13 protein-coding genes and 1 tRNA gene are annotated in these 17,915 nt (G+C 69.0%); 10 read left to right on the forward strand and 4 right to left on the reverse strand.

The features are described from left to right. The first annotated feature begins 216 nt into the window (after nucleotides 1-216). The 7 genes from BO221_RS46740 to BO221_RS46770 all read left to right on the forward strand — a co-directional run bounded on the left by BO221_RS46740 (nucleotide 217) and on the right by BO221_RS46770 (nucleotide 12,689). Nucleotides 217-2,601 carry a DNA topoisomerase (ATP-hydrolyzing) subunit A gene (locus BO221_RS46740; RefSeq protein ID WP_198956322.1) on the forward strand — a complete coding sequence of 795 codons (2,385 nt, stop codon included), beginning with the start codon at nucleotides 217-219 and terminating at the stop codon, nucleotides 2,599-2,601. Nucleotides 2,602-2,613: 12 nt separating this feature from the next. Next, on the forward strand, nucleotides 2,614-4,551 hold the full coding sequence (locus BO221_RS46745; RefSeq protein WP_073567415.1) for a type IIA DNA topoisomerase subunit B: 1,938 nt from the start codon (nucleotides 2,614-2,616) through the stop codon (nucleotides 4,549-4,551). A gap of 63 nt (nucleotides 4,552-4,614) precedes the next feature. Further along, a complete protein-coding gene (locus BO221_RS46750; RefSeq protein WP_083682520.1) occupies nucleotides 4,615-6,060 on the forward strand; it encodes a PEGA domain-containing protein in 1,446 nt (481 codons plus the stop codon). Between the two features lie 33 nt (nucleotides 6,061-6,093). Continuing rightward, on the forward strand, nucleotides 6,094-7,317 hold the full coding sequence (locus BO221_RS46755) for a PEGA domain-containing protein (RefSeq protein WP_073567416.1): 1,224 nt from the start codon (nucleotides 6,094-6,096) through the stop codon (nucleotides 7,315-7,317). A gap of 48 nt (nucleotides 7,318-7,365) precedes the next feature. After that, nucleotides 7,366-9,861, forward strand: a complete 2,496-nt coding sequence (gene sppA, locus BO221_RS46760; protein ID WP_073567417.1) for a signal peptide peptidase SppA — start codon at nucleotides 7,366-7,368, stop codon at nucleotides 9,859-9,861. 257 nt (nucleotides 9,862-10,118) lie between these two features. Next, nucleotides 10,119-11,669 carry a transcription termination factor Rho gene (gene rho / locus BO221_RS46765; RefSeq protein ID WP_073567418.1) on the forward strand — a complete coding sequence of 517 codons (1,551 nt, stop codon included), beginning with the start codon at nucleotides 10,119-10,121 and terminating at the stop codon, nucleotides 11,667-11,669. Nucleotides 11,670-11,918: 249 nt separating this feature from the next. Continuing rightward, complete coding sequence (locus BO221_RS46770) at nucleotides 11,919-12,689, forward strand: alpha/beta fold hydrolase (protein ID WP_073567419.1); 771 nt, start codon at nucleotides 11,919-11,921, stop codon at nucleotides 12,687-12,689. Between the two features lie 9 nt (nucleotides 12,690-12,698). On the opposite strand, the gene BO221_RS46775 is transcribed toward BO221_RS46770, so the two are convergent. Continuing rightward, complete coding sequence (locus tag BO221_RS46775; RefSeq protein ID WP_083682522.1) at nucleotides 12,699-14,300, reverse strand: serine/threonine-protein kinase; 1,602 nt, start codon at nucleotides 14,298-14,300, stop codon at nucleotides 12,699-12,701. A 253-nt stretch (nucleotides 14,301-14,553) separates the two neighbouring features. On the opposite strand from BO221_RS46775, the gene BO221_RS46780 reads away from it, so the two are divergent. After that, nucleotides 14,554-14,928: a glutaredoxin domain-containing protein gene (locus BO221_RS46780; RefSeq protein WP_043394903.1), complete on the forward strand. Its 375-nt coding sequence runs from the start codon at nucleotides 14,554-14,556 to the stop codon at nucleotides 14,926-14,928. Between the two features lie 22 nt (nucleotides 14,929-14,950). On the opposite strand, the gene BO221_RS46785 is transcribed toward BO221_RS46780, so the two are convergent. Continuing rightward, nucleotides 14,951-15,021, reverse strand: a tRNA-Gln gene (locus BO221_RS46785). A 297-nt stretch (nucleotides 15,022-15,318) separates the two neighbouring features. On the opposite strand from BO221_RS46785, the gene BO221_RS46790 reads away from it, so the two are divergent. Beyond that, complete coding sequence (locus BO221_RS46790; protein ID WP_073567420.1) at nucleotides 15,319-15,819, forward strand: HPP family protein; 501 nt, start codon at nucleotides 15,319-15,321, stop codon at nucleotides 15,817-15,819. Nucleotides 15,820-15,845: 26 nt separating this feature from the next. On the opposite strand, the gene BO221_RS46795 is transcribed toward BO221_RS46790, so the two are convergent. Next, nucleotides 15,846-17,042, reverse strand: coding sequence for a heparin lyase I family protein (locus BO221_RS46795; protein ID WP_073567421.1), 1,197 nt, complete (start codon nucleotides 17,040-17,042; stop codon nucleotides 15,846-15,848). Nucleotides 17,043-17,418: 376 nt separating this feature from the next. After that, on the reverse strand, nucleotides 17,419-17,586 hold the full coding sequence (locus BO221_RS55210; RefSeq protein ID WP_158080040.1) for a hypothetical protein: 168 nt from the start codon (nucleotides 17,584-17,586) through the stop codon (nucleotides 17,419-17,421). A gap of 38 nt (nucleotides 17,587-17,624) precedes the next feature. On the opposite strand from BO221_RS55210, the gene BO221_RS46800 reads away from it, so the two are divergent. Next, complete coding sequence (locus tag BO221_RS46800; protein WP_073567422.1) at nucleotides 17,625-17,915, forward strand: zinc-binding dehydrogenase; 291 nt, start codon at nucleotides 17,625-17,627, stop codon at nucleotides 17,913-17,915.

Here is a 17,915-nt window from a genome sequence, read left to right on the forward strand (position 1 = left end):
TGGAGGCCCTTCATCACTCGATTTTCTGGCCCCAGATACTGAACATATGTATAGACACCCCACCCCCGAGGCGTTGCAACCCCTCGAATTTGTTCCCTTTCACAGTGGGCCGTGGTACTCCCGCCGGCTCATCACCTTCCGTCCCGGGCCCGGAGTGCGCGAGCCGCGCCCCGCGTTTTAGAGGGATACGGATGGTCCTGACCTGAACACATGAGCATGCTCGCACAAGCGGATAACAAGACGCGGAAGAAGCAGGGAGCCTCGGGCGGCGGTGGCGATGGCACCGCCTCGGCCGCGGGAGGCGGTGGCGGTGGTGCCACGCCCGCCGCGCTCGCCGATGAGGCCCGCCGCCGCTACCTCAACTACGCCCTCTCCGTCATCACCTCGCGCGCCCTGCCCGACGTACGTGACGGCCTCAAGCCCGTTCAGCGCCGCATCCTCTACGGCATGTGGAACGACCTGAACCTCACGCACGACGCCAAGTACAAGAAGTGCGCCCAGGTCGTCGGCGCCATCATGGGCCCCTACCACCCGCACGGCGACACCGCCATCTACGATGCCCTCGTGCGCATGGCGCAGGACTTCTCCCTGCGCTACCCCCTCGTGGACGGCCACGGAAACTTCGGCTCGCTCGATGGCGACGCCGCCGCCGCCTACCGTTACACCGAGTGCCGTCTGGAGAAGCTCGCCGACGAGCTCCTCAACGAGCTGAGCCAGAAGACGGTGGACTTCCGGCCCAACTACGACGGCACGCGCACCGAGCCCATCGTCCTTCCCTCGCGCGTTCCCCACCTGCTGATGAACGGCACCACGGGTATCGCCGTGGGCATGGCCACCAACATCCCGCCCCATCACCTGGCGGAGCTGTGCGACGCGCTCACCGCGCTCGTGGACGACAACACCCTCACCGTCAAGCAGCTGCTCAAGTGGGTCAAGGGTCCGGACTTCCCCACCGGCGGCGAAATCCTCAACTCCCAGAAGGAGCTGCAGGAGATCTACGAGACGGGCCAGGGCAGCGTGCGTCTGCGCGGCGAGTACGAGCTCGAGGAGCTCAAGCGCGGCGGCCAGCAGATCGTCATCACCTCCATCCCCTACACGGTCAACAAGTCCACGCTGGTGGCCAAGTTCGGGGAGATCGTCCGCGAGCGCAAGCTGCCGCTCATCGTGGACGTGCGCGACGAGTCCACCAAGGACGTGCGCATCGTCCTGGAGCTCAAGAAGGACGCCAGCCACGAGCTGGCCATGGCGTACCTGTACAAGAACACGCCGCTCCAGACGAACTTCAACGTCAACCTCACCTGCCTCGTGCCCAACCCGGAGAACCCCGAGGTGGGCACCCCCAAGCGTCTGGGGCTCAAGGAGATCCTCCAGTACTTCCTGGATTTCCGCCTGCAGGTGATCAAACGGCGCATCCAGTACCAGCTCGACGAGCTGAAGAAGCGCGTTCACATCCTCGAGGGCTTCGAGAAGGTCTACGACGCCCTGGACGAGATGATCCGCATCATCCGCGCCTCCGAGGGCAAGCAGGACGCCGCCAAGAAGCTCATCGCCCGCTTCAAGCTGGATGAGATCCAGGTGGAAGCCATCCTGGAGATGAAGCTCTACAAGCTGGCCCGCCTGGAAATCCTCGTGGTCCAGAACGAGCTGAAGGAGAAGCGCAAGCAGATCAAGGAGCTGGAGGCCCTGCTCAAGAGCAACCCGCGCCTGTGGGCCACGGTGAAGGACGAGCTGGCCGAGGTGAAGGCCGCCTACGGCATGCAGAAGCGCCGCACCAAGGTGAGCCGCGGCGGTGCCGAGGAGATGACCTTCGACGCCGAGGCGCTCATCGCCGACGAGGACGCCCACGTCGTCATCACCCGCGACGGGTGGATCAAGCGCGTGCGCGAGGTGAAGGATCCCTCCTCCACCCGTCTGCGCGAGGGCGATGCCGTGATGACGGTGCTCGCCGGAAGCCTGAGGGCGAACCTGGTCCTCTTCAGCAACTTCGGCACCGCCTACGTCACGCGCTTCAACGACGTGCCGGCCTCCACGGGGTACGGCGACCCGGTGCAGAAGCTGTTCAAGTTCGACGACGGCGAGCGGATTGTCGCCGCGCTGTCGCTCGACACCCGCCTGTGGCGCCCGGAGAAGCTGCTGGGAGTCACGAAGCAGGGCATGGGCATGCGCTTCCCGCTGGCCCCGCACCTGGAGCTCTCCACCCGCGCCGGGCGCCGCTACGCCAAGACGGGCGAGGGCGATGAGATCGTCGGCGTGCAGCCGGTGGAGGACAAGGACCTGGTGGGCGTGCTCACCGAGCGGACCGCCGCCCTGGTGTGCAAGGTGGCGGAGATCAACGAGCTGGCCGGCCCGGGCAAGGGCGTCACCGTCATCAAGGTGGACGAGGGCGACCGGGTGGTGGACTTCGTGGTGGCCCCAGCGGGCAACAAGGAGGCGGGGGTCGCTTTCGAGACGCAGAAGGGCCGCAAGCTCGTCCTGCACACGGGCAGGTTCGAGGTGACGGGCCGCGGTGGCAAGGGCCACGAGATGTCGCGCAAGGACGCGGTGAAGGAGGTGGCGCGCGCGCCCCTCTACATCCCGCTGCCGGAGCAGAAGAAGGAATAGCCGGAGACTGTCATGGCGACGACCAAGAAGACGACCTATACGGGCGCGGACATCCAGGTCCTCGAGGGCCTGGAGCCGGTCCGCAAGCGCCCGGCGATGTACATCGGTGGTACCGACGGCACGGGCTATCACCACCTGCTGTGGGAGATCCTCGACAACTCGGTGGACGAGGTCATCAACGGCTATGCGTCCACCGTGGAAGTCACCCTCCACAAGGACTGCCGCACGGTGACGATCACCGACGATGGGCGAGGCATCCCCATCGACATCATGCCCAAGTACAAGAAGCCGGCGGTGGAGATCATCCTCACCACGCTTCACGCGGGCGGTAAGTTCGAGCAGGGCAACTACATCCACTCGGGCGGTCTGCACGGCGTGGGCAGCTCGGTGGTGAACGCGCTGGCGCGCAAGATGGTGGTGGAGATCAAGCGCGACGGGAAGCGCCACGTCCAGACGTACGGCCGCGGCAAGCCCCAGACGCCGCTCAAGGCCGAGGGCCCCGCGCGCGGCACCGGTACCTCCATCACCTTCGAGCCGGATCCGGAGATCTTCGGCGAGAAGCTGAAGTTCGACGCGAAGCTCATCCGCGAGCGGCTCGAGGCGAAGAGCTACCTGCACAAGGGCATGACCGTCATCTGGAAGGATGAGACGGCCACGCCCGCCGTGAAGGAGGAGTTCAAGCACGACGGCGGCATCGCCGAGTACCTCACCAAAGTGGTGGCCGAGCGCGGCAAGGCGGTGGTGCCCTCGGGCAGCACGACGATCTTCTACCACTCGCGTGACAACGGGGTGCGCCTGGAGGCCGCGCTGGTGTGGACGGAGGCCACGGACGAGCACATCCGCTCGTACGTCAACGGCATCCCCACGCCGCTGGGCGGTACGCACGAGGCGGGTCTGCGCAGCGCCGTGGTGAAGGCGGTGCGCAACTACATGGAGACGCACGACATCTCGCCCAAGGGCGTCACGCTCACCGCGGAGGACATCCGCGAGGGCGTGACGGCAATCCTCTCCACGTACGTGGTGGAGCCGCAGTTCCAGGGCCAGACGAAGGGGCGCCTCAACAACCCGGAAACCTCGGCCCAGGTGGACGGCGTCATCCGCCCCGCGCTGGAGAAGTGGCTCAACGACAACAAGTCCATCGCCGAGTCGGTGGTGGCCCGCATCACGCTGGCCGCCCGCGCCCGCGAGGCCAGCCGCGCCGCCTCCCAGGCCATCAGCCGCAAGACGGCCGTCAGCCACCGGCTCAACCTGCCGGGCAAGCTGGCGGACTGCTCCTCGACCGACCCCGCGCAGAGCGAGCTGTTCCTCGTGGAAGGTGACTCCGCAGGTGGCAGCGCCAAGCAGGGCCGGGACCGGCGCACCCAGGCCGTCCTGCCGCTGCGCGGCAAGGTGCTCAATGCCGAGCAGGCCTCCACCGACAAGGTGGTGGGCAACAAGGAGCTCACGGACATCGTCAGCGCCCTGGGCTGCGGCATCGGCAGCGACTTCGACATCTCCAAGCTGCGCTACGGCCGCATCTTCCTGATGATGGACGCCGACAGCGACGGCAACCACATCGCCACGCTGCTGCTCACCTTCTTCTACCGGCACCTGCGCCCGCTCATCGAGCAGGGGCACATCTACCTCGCCCAGCCGCCCCTCTTCCGGGTGGACATCGGCAAGGAGACGTACTGGGCGCTCGACGAGGTCCACCGCGATCGGATCATCCGCGAGAAGACCAAGGGCAACGCCAAGCCCAGCGTCATGCGCTTCAAGGGTCTGGGTGAGATGACGCCGGACGAGCTGAAGGAGACCACCCTGGATCCGAAGCTCCGCCAGAGCCTGATGGTGACCATCGACAACCCGCTCCTCACCGATCAGGTCATCAACGATTTGATGGGCCGGGATGTCAGCGCGCGCTTCAAGTTCATCATGGAGAGCGCCAACGAGGTCGAAGACCTGGACGTGTAGGACCCAGGCAGCCCCGGGCGGGGCATGGTGCGCGGGCCCCCGGCTCGGCTAGCATCATGCCCCGTGCGATTGAAGACCCCCCTCGCCCTTTCGCTCGCGCTGCTGCTGGGAACGGCCTCCGGAGTCACCGAGGCCGCTCCCCGCCGTGGTTCGTCCGCTTCGGCCCGGAAGGCGAAGAAGAAGGCGCCCGCCGCCGAGCAGAATGCCCCCGCCCCGGAGTCCACCGGGACTCCCGCCGACGAGGAGCCCACGTCGGCCGCGGATACACCCGTGGCCCCCCGGACAACGCTCGCGCCGGCCCCGGCCGCTCCCATGGAAACCGCTTCCGTGAGTCCGGCCCCAGCGGCCCAGCCCGCGCCCCCCACCTGGGCGGGCCAGGTCGCGGTGCTGGCCGTCCCCGCGAAGCCCGACGCCACCCCGTCCGCCATCCGTGCCGAGACGGACTTGCGTGCCGCGCTCGGCGACCAGACGGGCGTGCGGCTGGTGGACCTCGGTGCCCTCTTCCCGCCCCCGCCGCCCGCCCCCCTGGAGCAGGGCGATGCCCTCTACGACGAGGGCAAGAGCCTCTACGACAACCTGGACCCCGAGGCCGCGGCGAAGAAGCTCGCCGAGGCGGCGGCCTTCTACGAGCGCTACCCGGTGGAGACGAAGCCGGAGCGGCTGAGCCGCGTCTACGTGTTCCTGGGCGCCTCGCGGCTGCTCAACGGAGACACCGCCGGAGCGCAGGAGGCCTTCGTCCGGGCGCAGCTCCTGGCTCCCTCCCGCCAGCCCGAGTCCGCGCTCTTCGGGCAGGACGTGCAGGACGCCTTCAGCGCCGCGAAGGAAACCCTGTCCCAACAGCCGCGCGGCACGCTCGCCATCGACTCCGTGCCCTCCGGCGCGCAGGTGGCCGTGAAGGGCGAGAGCCTCGGCACCACGCCGCTGAAGGACGTGGAGCTCGCGCCCGGCTCCCACCCGGTGGTGCTCACCCTCCCCGGTTACGTCCCCTTCGGCGTCTTCCATCAGGTGGCGCCCTCCCAGCGCGGTGAGCTGCGCCCCACGCTGGAGCCCACCCCGGGCCTCGCCGCGGTGCGTGAGCTGGCCGCCAACGTGTCCGCCTCCCGCTCCCTCACGTCCGACACGCTCCCGAAGGGAGTGGCGGAGCTCGGCGAGAAGCTCGGCGCACGCTACGTGGTGCTCGCCCGGATGGAGCAGGACCGCGGTGGCCGCACCGAGGCCGTGCTGTATGCCTGGGACGTGCAGATGAAGAACCGCCTGCGCGGGGTGAAGTTCCATCCCGATGAGCCCCGCAGCCGCGATTCCGCCGTGCAGCAGGTGCATGCCTTCCTCACCGGCCAGCACGTGTCTGGCCCCTCGCTGCCCCTGGCCCTGCCCGCGGTCATGAAGAAGCCCTGGTTCTGGGCGGCGGTGGGCGGGGTGGCGGCGGCCACCACCGCGGGCATCCTGCTGGCATCCCAGCCCCAGAAACCCCTGGGCATCCGGCTCGGCAACTTCGGTGCTGGTTGGTAGCACCCCTCACGGCCCTTCCCCGAGGTCCACGTCATGAAAGCCCTTGTGCTTCTGCTGCTCCCCTCCCTCGCGCTGGCGGCTCCCCCGCCTCCCAAGCCCCAGCGCATCGCCTCGCTCCTCGTCCCCATGGACCCCACGGCCGAGTCGAGCGGCCCCAAGATGGAGAGCTACATGAACGAGGCCCTGACCGAGTTCCAGGGCTACACCCTGCGCAAGCCCGAGGATCTCTTCGGCCTGCCGCAGGACGACGAGGCGCTGGTCGCGCTCAAGCGAGGCAAGCAGGGGCTCGAGGAGAGCCTCGCCGCCTTCGACAAGAAGCAGTACGAGGAGGCGGAGCTGAAGATCCGCGCCACCATGAAGGAGCTGCAGAAGGCGGCTCCGGCGATGACGGCCTCGTGCAATCCGCTGTGTGACGCCACCGCCCTCTACGCCGCGGTGATGCACCAGCGCGGTGACGTCGAGGAGACGAAGCTGGCGCTGTTGGACCTGATGGCGCTCAACCCCACCTACGAGCTGGACACCAAGCGTTACAGCCGCGACTTCATCGCGCTCCGGGTGCAGGTGGCCACGGGCGTGCACGCGGCGCTGCGCGGCGGGGCGACGGTGAAGTCCCGTCCGGCCGGGGCGCGCGTCTACATCGACAACGAGTTCAAGGGCTACACCCCGGTGACGGTGTCCACGCTGCCGGTGGGCAAGCACCTGCTGCGCCTGGAGCGCGCCGGCTTCCGCGTGTACGGGCAGCTGCTCGAGGTGAGCCCGGATGACGTGGAGGCGAGCGCCGCGCTGCAGCCCACGGACGACTACAAGGCCTATGACGCCCGGCTGGACACGGTGGCCAACGAGGTGATGCGCGCCAACGCCACCTCCAGCCAGGCGGTGGCCGGGCTGGGCAAGGCGCTCGGGCTGGAGCGGGGTTTCGTGGGCACGGTGCGTGACATTCCGGACAGCGGCACCACCGAGCTGGTGCTGGGCCTGTTCGACATGAAGGACGGCAAGCGGCTCGGCGTGCGGCGCGTGGTGCTGCAGGGCGACGAATTCGGCCAGCTCAAGTCGGAGATGGCCCGGCTGGTCAATCACCTGCTGAACAATGCCGAGGGCGGCGCGGAGAAGCGGGTGAAGTCCTCGGATCCACTGGAGAACAGCCACGGCATGGACGAGTGGAACCGCGAGGACCGCGGCGGCAAGCGGCGCGACCAGGAGAAGAAGGGCAAGAAGGGCGATCCGCTGGAGGGAGTGAACGGTACCGAAGATTGGTGAGACGCGGCGCTTGTACGCCGGAGCGCGGCGCCTACAGTCTGGAGGGCCATGCGTGCCCTCTCCCTGTTGCTGCTGCTCCCCGGCCTCGCGCTCGCACAGACGGGGCTCATCGTCCAACCCGCCACGCCGCCGCGCGGGGTGACGCTGCCCCCCACCTCCGCCGCGTTGGTGGACGAAGCCACCGCGCTCTCCGTCAACCCCGCCGGCCTGCGCTTCGTGGGGCCCCCGCAGCTCTTCTACCTGCACGAGCGCAACCTCGTGCGCGACCAGTTGGGTGACGGCGTCTACCTGGGCACGACGCTGGGCGGCCTGGGCGCCGGCTTCAGCATGGAGTGGATACGCGGGCAGGGGCTGCCGGACTATCGCAAGACGTCCTTCGGCCTGGCGCTCGGCTCCCGGCGGCTGTCGCTGGGCGTGGGCTACCACAACCTCTCCTCGCGCGATGCCTCGCTGGACAGGCTGTACGGCATCGACCTGGGCCTCACCGTGCGCCCCACGCGCTTCCTCTCCGTGGCGGCGGTGGTGAAGGACGTGAACGCTCCCGAGGAGGGGCCCTACACCCTGCCCCGCAGCTACAGCCTGGCCGTGGGCGTGCGGCCCTTCGGCGAGCGCGTGACGCTGGGCGCGGACTACCTCGCCGCGGAGGGCGCCTGGGACGAGGGGCGCCTCACGTACACGGTGCAGGCCGCCATCGTGCCCGGCTTCGGACTGGGCGCGGGCCTCTCGCATGGGCTCGGGGGTGACCGCACCGTGGCGCTGCAACTGGCCGCCACGCTGGACAGCTCGCACTTCGGCCTCACCTACGCCGGTGGAGGCGCCCAGGGCGGCGGCTCGGACCATGTGGTGGCGGTGCGCATCTCCGGCCAGAAGTACGCGCCCCTGAATCTCGGCGGGGGCTCGGTGGCGATGCTGGACCTGGACGACGAGTTGAGGGAGCGGGGCGGAACCCTGTCGCTGCTCGGCTTCACCGAGCCGGACCCGTACCTGCGGCTGACGCGGTGGATGCACGAGGCCACGAAGGATCCACGGCTCGAGGGCGTGGTGCTGAAGGTGTCGGGCCTGCCGGGTGTGGACTGGGGCAAGGCCGAGGAGCTGCACCAGGCGGTGCTGCGGATGCGCGCGGCCGGCAAGAAGGTGCTGGCGGTGCTCTACAACGTGGGTGACCTGGAGTTCTTCGTGGGCTCGGCGGCGGACGAGGTGTACGCGCTGCCCTCCTCGTCGCTGCTCATCAACGGCCTGTCCGCCCACGTGACGACCCTGGGCGGGACGATGGAGAAGCTGGGCGTCACCTGGGACGTGGCACGCGTGGGCGAGTACAAGACGGCCCCCGAGCAGCTCACCCGCCGCGACATGAGTCCCGCCCAGCGTGAGACGATCGAGGCCTACCTGGACACCCAGGTGGCCCATGACGTGGCGACGGTGACGAAGGCGCGCCGCATCACCCCCGAGCGCCTCCGGGAGGCCTGGAGCGCCGGCATCCTCACCGCCACCCAGGCCAGGGAGCTGGGGCTGGTGGACGGAGTGCTGCTGCCCGAGGAGCTGGAGGACAAGCTGAAGAAGCTGGTGCCCGGGGCCTCGTACAACCCCACCTACTCGCCCCGGGACGAGCGGGAGCTGCGCTGGACCGGGCGCCGCCGCATCGCCGTGGTGCAGGTGCTGGGCGCCATCGCCGGAGGGAAGAGCCGCAAGCCTCCGCTGGGGGGCGAGGCGATCGCCGGCGCGGAGACGGTGGTGCTCGCCCTGGAGCGGGCCCAGCGGGACCCGAAGGTGGCCGCCATCGTGCTGCGGGTGGACTCGGGCGGCGGAGACGTCCTGGCCTCGGAGCTGATGTACCGCGCCGTGCTGGAGGCGAAGAAGCACAAGCCCGTCATCGCCTCCATGGGGGACGTGGCGGCCTCGGGTGGCTACTACGCCGCCATGGGCGCCCATGAAATCTGGGCCTCGCCCACCACCCTGACGGGAAGTATCGGCGTCTTCTATTACAAGCCCGCGCTGCGCGGCCTGCTGGGCGACAAGCTGGGGGTGAACCAGGAGACCATCAGCCGGGCGCCCATGGCCGACTTGCTCGGCATCTGGCAGCCGTGGACGGAGGCGGAGCAGAAGGCGATGCAGGCCTGGGTGGACTCGAGCTACGACGACTTCATCACCCAGGTGTCCGTGGAGCGGAAGCTGGACAAGGCGAAGGTGGATGCCATCGCGCGGGGACGGGTGTGGGCGGGCACCGCGGCGAAGGAGCGTGGCCTGGTGGACAACATGGGGGGCCTGATGGAAGCGGTGGAGGCGGCGCGCAAACGGGCCGGCGTGCCCGCCCGGGAGGAGCTGGACCTGGTGATGGAGGGCGACGCGCGAGGGCTGTTCTCGTCCCCGGGCGGAGAGCCCGGGGTGGGCGAAGCCGCCCTTCCCGAGCTGAACCTGGGGCCCGTGCTGGAACCCGCCCTGCCGCCCGGGGTGCAGGCGCTCGTGCGCGAGGCGGGCCTGGACGCCCCCTGGTTGCTGGAACCGGGTCTCAAGGCCGTCCAGCCCTACACCCTGCGGGTCCGCTGACGTCTCCAAGAGGACACGGAGGGCGAAATTCTCCAGGCGCCCGGCGGGTCCTCTGTTAATGTTGTGGAGCGCTTTCCGGTGGCCCACGAGGCCGCCGGGACGCTCCAGGGGCCGGCGGTTCGGTCGGCGGGTGGCTCGTGCCAGGCGCGAGCTGTCCCCAAGACCCCGCGCCGGGCTTCTGTCCCACAGACCGCTGTACCTCGTGCGCCTCCGGCCGGGGACTTCTTCCCAGGGGACGCGCCGAACTCCGTAGACCCATGAGCGAAACCGACAACCGCGACCCCCGAGACCTCCCGACCCCCATGGCCGCCCGCGCCGAGGCGCCCCCGGACATGGACGACGGCGATGACGAGGGCGATGACGGCCCCGACGAGGGCGAGGGCTCGGCCCCTGGACAGGGACAGCCCGGGGGTGGCCCGCCCGGCCAGGGTGGAGGCCGCCGCCGCCGCCGCCGCCGTCGCCGCAGGGGTGCCCAGGTGCAGTTCACCCCGGAAGGGCAGGCCTACCGCATGGTGGCCGGTCCGGACGGCCAGCCGCAGCAGGTGTTCCTCACGCCCCAGGAGCTGCAGCAGTACCAGCAGCGGATGGCGCAGCAGCAGGCCCAGCAGCAGCAGCCCCAGCAGGGTCAGCACGGCCAGCAGGGTCAGCACGGGCAGCACGGGCACCACCAGGGTGGGCAGCCGAGGCAGCATCAGCCGGCACCCCAGCCCTCGCTGGCACCGGTGGAGGGCGTGCTCGACACCGAGGTGAAGGGCCCCAACGCCTACCTGCGGCAGCTCAAGCGCAACCTGCTGCCCTCGCCGGACGACGCGGAGATTCCGAAGAACCTGGTGCAGAAACTCCGGCTGCGCTCGGGCCAGTACCTCCACGCGCTCGCGCAGACGAAGGGCAACAAGGGCCTCATCCAGCGCGTGGAGCAGGTGGACGGCCGCCCGCTGGACCAGGTGGGCCGCCAGCCCCACTTCGCGGACCTCACCTCCGTGGATCCGGTGGAGCGCATCAAGCTGGAGAACGGCCACCGCGAGATGGTGACGCGGGTGATGGATCTGATCGCCCCCATCGGCAAGGGCCAGCGCGCCCTCATCGTGGCGCCGCCGAAGACGGGCAAGACGATCATGCTGCAGCGCATTGCCCAGGCGGTGGTGGCCAACCACCCGGAAATCCACCTCATGGTGCTGCTCATCGACGAGCGCCCGGAAGAGGTGACGGACATGCGCCGCAGCATCAAGGCCGAGGTGCTGGCCTCGAGCTCGGACCGGCCGACGGGAGACCACCTGAAGATCGCCGAGCTGGCGCTGGAGCGGGCGCGGCGGCTGGTGGAGAGCGGCAAGGACGTGATGATCCTCCTGGACTCCATCACGCGACTGGCACGCGCCTACAACAAGGAAGTGGACAACTCGGGCCGGACGCTCTCGGGTGGCGTGGACAGCCGCGCGCTGGAGCGGCCCAAGCGCATCTTCGGCGCGGCGCGCGCCACCGAGGAGGCCGGCAGCCTGACCATCGTGGGCACGGCGCTCATCGACACGGGCAGCCGCATGGACGAGGTCATCTTCGAGGAGTTCAAGGGCACCGGTAACTCCGAGGTGACGCTGGACCGGTTCCTCGCGGAGAAGCGCATCTTCCCGGCCATCAACATCGGCCAGTCCGGCACGCGCAAGGAGGAGAAGCTCTTCACCCACAAGGAGTACGAGAAGGTGAAGAAGATGCGCCAGATGCTCTTCGCGGTGAAGCCCGTGGAGGCCATGGAGGCGCTCGTCAAGCGGCTCAGCCGCTACACGTACAACGACGAGTTCCTCGAGGAGCTGTGAGCCACACTCCCTCGCCCTCCGGGAGAGGGTGGGGGTGAGGGTGTCCGGGCCCGTTCTCCAACCCGTGACCCACAATGGGGACAGAGGGTTCAACCCGGGTTCACCCGATACCCTCACCCCGTCCCTCTCCCGAGGGGAGAGGGGAAATGGCCGCGGGTAAATGGCTGGGGGAAATGGGCCGCGGGGAAATGGCCGTGGGGAAATGGGCACGGCCATGTTCCCTGAAGGAGATTAGGCTCCCGCTCCACCATGCCCATGCAGCGTGTTGGAGACCTCGAGGTGCACTACCGGGAGCGCGGTCAGGGCTCGCCGCTGGTGCTGATTTCCGGCAACTGGACCACGAGCCTGTGGTGGCAGCCTTTCATGGAGCTGATCCCACCCGGCCTTCGCGCCATCTCCCATGATCTGCGCGGACGCGGCCTCACCCGCGGCCCCCCGCTCCCCCAGTCCATCCCCACGCACGCGGCGGACCTGCACGGCCTGCTCGATGCCCTGGGGCTGATGCGGGTGCACCTGATCGGCCACTCTCTCGGCAGCGCGGTGGCGATGCAGCTCGCGCTCGAGCACCCGGAGCGCGTGCACACGCTCACCGTGCTGGCACCCGCCTGGGTGGATGGCATGCCCGCGGCGTACAACCTGCCCTCGCACCAGCTCTCCCTCCACGACAGCCGGGAGTACTTCGCGACCGCCATGCGGGGCATGGCCCCGGGCGCCCCGGATGACTCCCTGTGGCAGCAGCTCCTCGACGAGGGCCACCAGCAGAACCGCGACGCCTCGCTCGCCACGATCCAGGCCCTGGTGGACTGGGCCCCCGGCGAGCGCCTGAAGGCTCTGCACGCCCTCCCCTCCCTGGTGGTGAGCGGCGAGACGGATCCCCTCTCCACCGTGGACATGGGCAAACGCTGCGCCAGCCTCCTGGGGGCCCGTCACCACGTGATGAAGGGCGTGGGACACTCGCCCAACCTGGAGACGCCGCGCGCCTTCCTCGAGATATGGCGGGAATTCGCCACCGAGCAGTGAGCAGCGGCGCTACGCCACGCGGTCCACCAGCTGCGTCACCAGCGTCTGCGTCCCGGTGAGGCCCGAGGGGTCTCTCCGGGGCCTGGCCGTCTCCATGTTGGAGCCGTTCATCATCCACCAGCGCTCGGCGTCGTCCTCCGTCCACCGCCCCGCGTCCGCGCACGCATCCAGCGCCAGGCGCAGCTCCCGGGCACTGGCGAACCGGTCATCGGGGTGCTTCGACAGGCAGCGCATGAGGATGTCGCACAGGTCCCTCGGCAGCTCCCGGCCCAGCCGCGCGCCCGGGGGCGTGGGCGCCGTGTGCAGGTGGTGCGAGCAGATCTCCACCGAGGTGCGGCCCTCGAAGACGTGGCAGCCGGTGAGCAGCGCGTAGCCCACCGCGCCCAGCGAATACAGGTCCGCGCGAGCATCCACCCGCCCCGGGGTGACGATGGCCTCGGGAGCCAGGTAGAGCGGCGTGCCGACGACCATGTGCACCCGCGAGGCGGACAGGTCATCGCTGCCCACCTCCTTCACCAGCCCGAAGTCGAGCACCTTCACGAGGTCCGGCATGCCGCGCCGCCGGCACAGGAACAGGTTGGCGGGCTTGATGTCACGGTGGAGCAGCCCCAGCCCATGTGCCTCCTCGAGCGCGCCGCACACCTGGCGCAGCATGTGGATGATCCGCGCGGGAGGCTGGGGCCCGTCCACCATGAGCAGCCCATCCAGGTCCACACCCTCCAGGTACTCCATCACGTAATAGAAGAGCCCGTCCGCGGTGCGGCCGTAGTCGTAGATGGCGATGGTGTTGGGATGGGTGAGCTGGCTGGTGAGCTGCACCTCGCGCTCGAAGCGCTCCATGCCGTGGCCGTCCGCGTCGTTGCGCAGCAGCTTGATGGCGGTGTGGCGGCGCAGCAGGGCATGGCTGGCCAGATAGACCTCGCCCATGGCCCCGGCACCCAGACGCATGATGAGCGTGTACTGGCCCAGCTTGCGCGCCGCCTGCACCTGTTTGCGCAGGCCGTAGATGACCTGGGAGACGAGGGTGGACATGAAGACGGCCACGCCGCTCCAGAGCACGGCATCCAGCGTGGGCACATCCGAGCCTGAATGCTGGCGCACCTGGGACATCACGGCGACGACGGCTCCGTCCGGCAGGGCGCCGAGCAGCGAAATCCAGAACGCCCGGCGCACGGTGCTCGGGACGATGACGGAGTGGGAGATGAGGGCGCCGTTGGTGACGAGCAGCAGCGACAGGGGATCCGCGTCGAAGTAGGCGTCCAGCTTGAGCAGGAAGAGCACGCCCAGCAGACCGGCGCTGTCCACCCAGGACAGGGTGCGCAGGGAGAGGGGCCCCCTCCGGCAGATCATCCAGAGGATGAGCGAGAGGCAGGCGCCAACCAGGTGAAAGGCATAGTTGGGCGCGAACAGGGCGTGGGCCCAGGGCACGCCGACGAAGAGGACGGCCGCCCCGGAGGTGACCACATAGAAGGCGGAGGTGAGGAAGAACAGGGACCGGAAGAGGAGCTCGAGCCGCTCCTGCAGGAAGGCGCGTGCCTCATCGGACGCGAGCGAGGTCGCGTTGATCGAGAGAGGCGACGACAGGTGGGTCCTGACCGGGGAGAGCTCCATCGACCCCCTGTTGTACACCACCCTGACAGTAGGTGTGGATACCCCGTGCTCCCCGATAGGAACTGGAAGGGAGCCGGTGGCCAGGCCAGGCCCGGCGAGCGCGCGGAGGAACCGGCATCCATCGCATGCTTGGGGTTCGTCGCGCCCGGCTTCGCCGTCTCCGGCCTGGCCACCGCCCTCTCCCAATAGAGACGCGGAGGTCCTCGAACCCTGACACCGGCTCCTGACGCACCATGTTAAGGTGCTCGCCCCTATGACCGACCCCCGTCCCCTCCTTCCTGAAGACAAGCGCACCCCCTCCGCGACCGAGGCCATGAAGGGATTCCACCGCGACATCGTGGACCAGGTCCGCGCCGCCGTGGAGAAAGACGCCGTGGTGGTGGTGGGCATGGCGCAGAACCCCGTCGTCAAGCGCGTGCGCCAGACGCTCGAGCAGGCCAACATCCCATTCACCTACCTGGAGTACGGCAGTTACTTCGGCATGTGGAAGCAGCGGCTCGCCATCAAGCTGTGGAGTGGCTGGCCCACCTTCCCCCAGGTCTTCGTGCGCGGCGTGCTCGTGGGCGGCTTCGACGATACGCGCAAGGCGCTGGAGGATGGCTCCTTCAAGAAGCTGCTCGGGAGCTGAGCACGGCGCTCGATTCCAGCGTTTCCGGGAGCAGGGGTCGAACCTGCATCTGCGGGGTCAAAGCCCGCGGTCCTGCCGTTGAACGATCCCGGAGGGAGTGCTCGCCCTCCAGGGACGCCGAAACGGGTGGGGCCTGACGAAACCACTCCCCTGCCCCACGGCCCTGCCCTCGAGGGCATGCGGGCCCGGCGGCTTCCTGCCCCGAGAGGATGCGCCGCGCAGACGTTGCGTGCGTCTTGGGCTCCAACGCAGGGCCTGCGCGCGTCCCACTCGGGCCCCCCTCGTGAGGGGCATGGCGCTCCCCTTGCACTGGAGGAGGCTCACACAAGGCCCTCCCGCCGCGTGGACGCAGTGACCGCCGCGGCTCGGGCCCCCGATAGGAGCACGACCATGCGAGCCTTCCCCATGAACAACCGCCCGATGCCCTTTCCGAGCGAGCTGGAGGAGTCGGAGCCGCTCCCCTCGCCGGCCCTGTGGGCGGTATGCGACGTCATGAGCCGGGAGGTCATCGCCGTCAACCCGGACACCAGCTTGCAGACGGCGGCCGAGTTGATGCTGGAGCACGCCATCAGCGGCATGCCCGTGGTGGACGAGCAGGGCCGGCTGCTGGGCATGGTGTCCAAGACGGACCTGGTGCGCCAGCGGCTCGCTGGGGAGGACGAGTCCGGCGTGACGCTACCCTCCGGCCAGCACCTGGTGGATGTCACCACCGTCGAGGACGTGATGACGCGGCACGTGCTCATCGTGCCGGAGAAGGCGTCGCTCACCGAGGCCGCGAAGATCATGGTCAACGCGGGCGTGCACCGGGTGCCGGTGGTGAGCTCCCGGGGCACGCTGGCGGGGTTGGTGACCACCTCGGACATCGTGCGCTGGGTGGCGGGGCTGCCGTAGACGGCGAGCCCCCCCCGGGGCCGGCGCTACTGCACGTCCTGCAGGCTCCGGCCCTGGATCCACCCGTCGTGGTACACCACGCCCACCGGGACGATGGTGCTGTTCCGGTAGAGGCCCACCTTCAGGTAGTTGGTCTGCCCCGAGTACAGGGTGGCCGCGGAGCGCTTGGGCAGCACGAGCTGGCCATTGTGGTACAGCTCGACGAAGCCCACGCTCGAGTTGGACGACCACTTCACGTGGAAGATGAAGTCCTGCCACTGACCGCGCACCAGCGGCGTGCTCCACACCACGGTGCTGCCGTTGACGCGCAGGTAGATGGTCTCACCGTTGACGTAGAACTCCACCGGCGGCGAGCCGTTGTTGCCACTGTGGTGCCACTGGGTGAAGAGCTGCCACGTCTTCGCGCTGGGGTAGTCCGAGGCGAACATCGTGTTCCAGCGGTAGTAGTACTCGTCGCCCTCCTTCTCGTTCGTCATCCGCACCAGCTCGTTGCGGTTGCCGCTGGCGCTGATGGGGTTGTCCCCCTGGCGGACGGTGACCTTGATGGCATGGCTGCCCTGCCGCGTCGGCGAGGACACCACCTGCAGCCGGTCCGAGCTGACCATCTGCGTGCTGCTCCACTGGGAGCGGTCACCCGTCTCGAAGTCGCCGCGCCACACCACGCCGGTCCCCGAGCCCGAGCCCGGGCTGCCGGACGAGGGCGGAGCGCACGCGCGGGCCTCGGCGATGCTGGCCCAGTCGTTCAGGGTGTTGCCGTCGACATAGATGCGCACGCGGCGCGTGGTGCGCTGGGCGAAGGAGTAGGTCTCCGCCCCCGTCGTCGTACCGCTGCTCTTTCCGGAGTAGACCTGCGTGTAGTTCATCCCATCCGAGGACACGGTCACGCGGAAGTTGCTGGCGCGCTGGTTGCCCTGGTGCCACGCGATGGTCACGCCCGAGATGGTCTTCGAGGCACCCAGGTCATAGTCGATCCACGACCCCTTGCCGAACATGCTCCAGCGCGTGCCGAACTGGTCGTCCATCGTATTGGCCGGCACGTTGCCGTCATGCCCCTTGGCAATCACCGACGTCGCGGTGAGGGGCACGCAGTTCGGCGCGGTCAGCGCGTCCGAAGCGACTCCCAGTGTCTCGGAGGGCTCGCCAAGGCTCAGGTCATCGGCGTTTCCGCAGCCAACACCAGCGAGGGCGATCAGGGCTTCAACCAGCAGGAGGGTCTTCTTCATGTAGGGGCTCTCCATCGAGCTCGAGACAGACAGGGGGTGGACCCGGACCACATGGGGTGGCCGGTGGACATCGGACCAGAGGTGTTTGCGAGAAGCGGCTCTCCCGTTGCGCCAACCAGGGCCCTGCCCTGATCAACGAAAGGAGTTGCACGCGACTGTGAGGCTTTGACTCCTTGTCAAAGGCGCACGGAGCATCCCTCAGCTTTGTCTTCAAATCAACACGCTGCGTCGATGCCCGCGCGGAGAGCAGGCGGACAGACGAGGGGCCAAAGACAGCCGGGAATAGGAAATCCGTTGCCAATCACAGACAGCTTTGTCAGGCGCGGCGTCCACGTGACAGCCCGCACGGCCCAGCGTCACGCAGTCCACGGCCTGCCTATCCCGGGTCGAGCAGTTCCCTGAGACGCGCCGCCACCACCCGGACCGCGGCACGCTCCCAGGCCTCGGGCTGGATGACCAACCACATCGGCCGGCGCGGGAGCTCGGGCACGTCGAAGAGGCGCTCCAGCTCCGTCTCGACCTGGGCCCACCCGGCTGGCAGCACCGCCAGCCCGACTCCCTTGCGCGCCCAAGGCCGAGGCCGTGCGCGACAACCTGGGCACCCTCTCCGGCATGCTGGCGCTCTTCGTGGGCGCGCGCCTCCGGGGCCGCCGTCCCGCTTTCTACGGCATCACCCAGATCTACCGGAAGGATCCAGGGCCGTTCCGCGAGGATCTCCCCCGCGTCTTCCAGCTCCTCGCGGAGCGGAAGGTGCAGCCGCTGATCGCCCACCGCCTGCCGCTGCTGTCTGGACGGGCCGGTCAGGAACTGCTGGAGCGCGGAGGAGTCCGGGGGAAGATCGTCCTCCTCCGCGAGGTCCCCGAGGCGGCCTGA

Origin of the sequence: Archangium sp. Cb G35 (genome assembly GCF_001896145.1) — a bacterium.
Lineage (GTDB): Bacteria > Myxococcota > Myxococcia > Myxococcales > Myxococcaceae > Archangium > Archangium violaceum.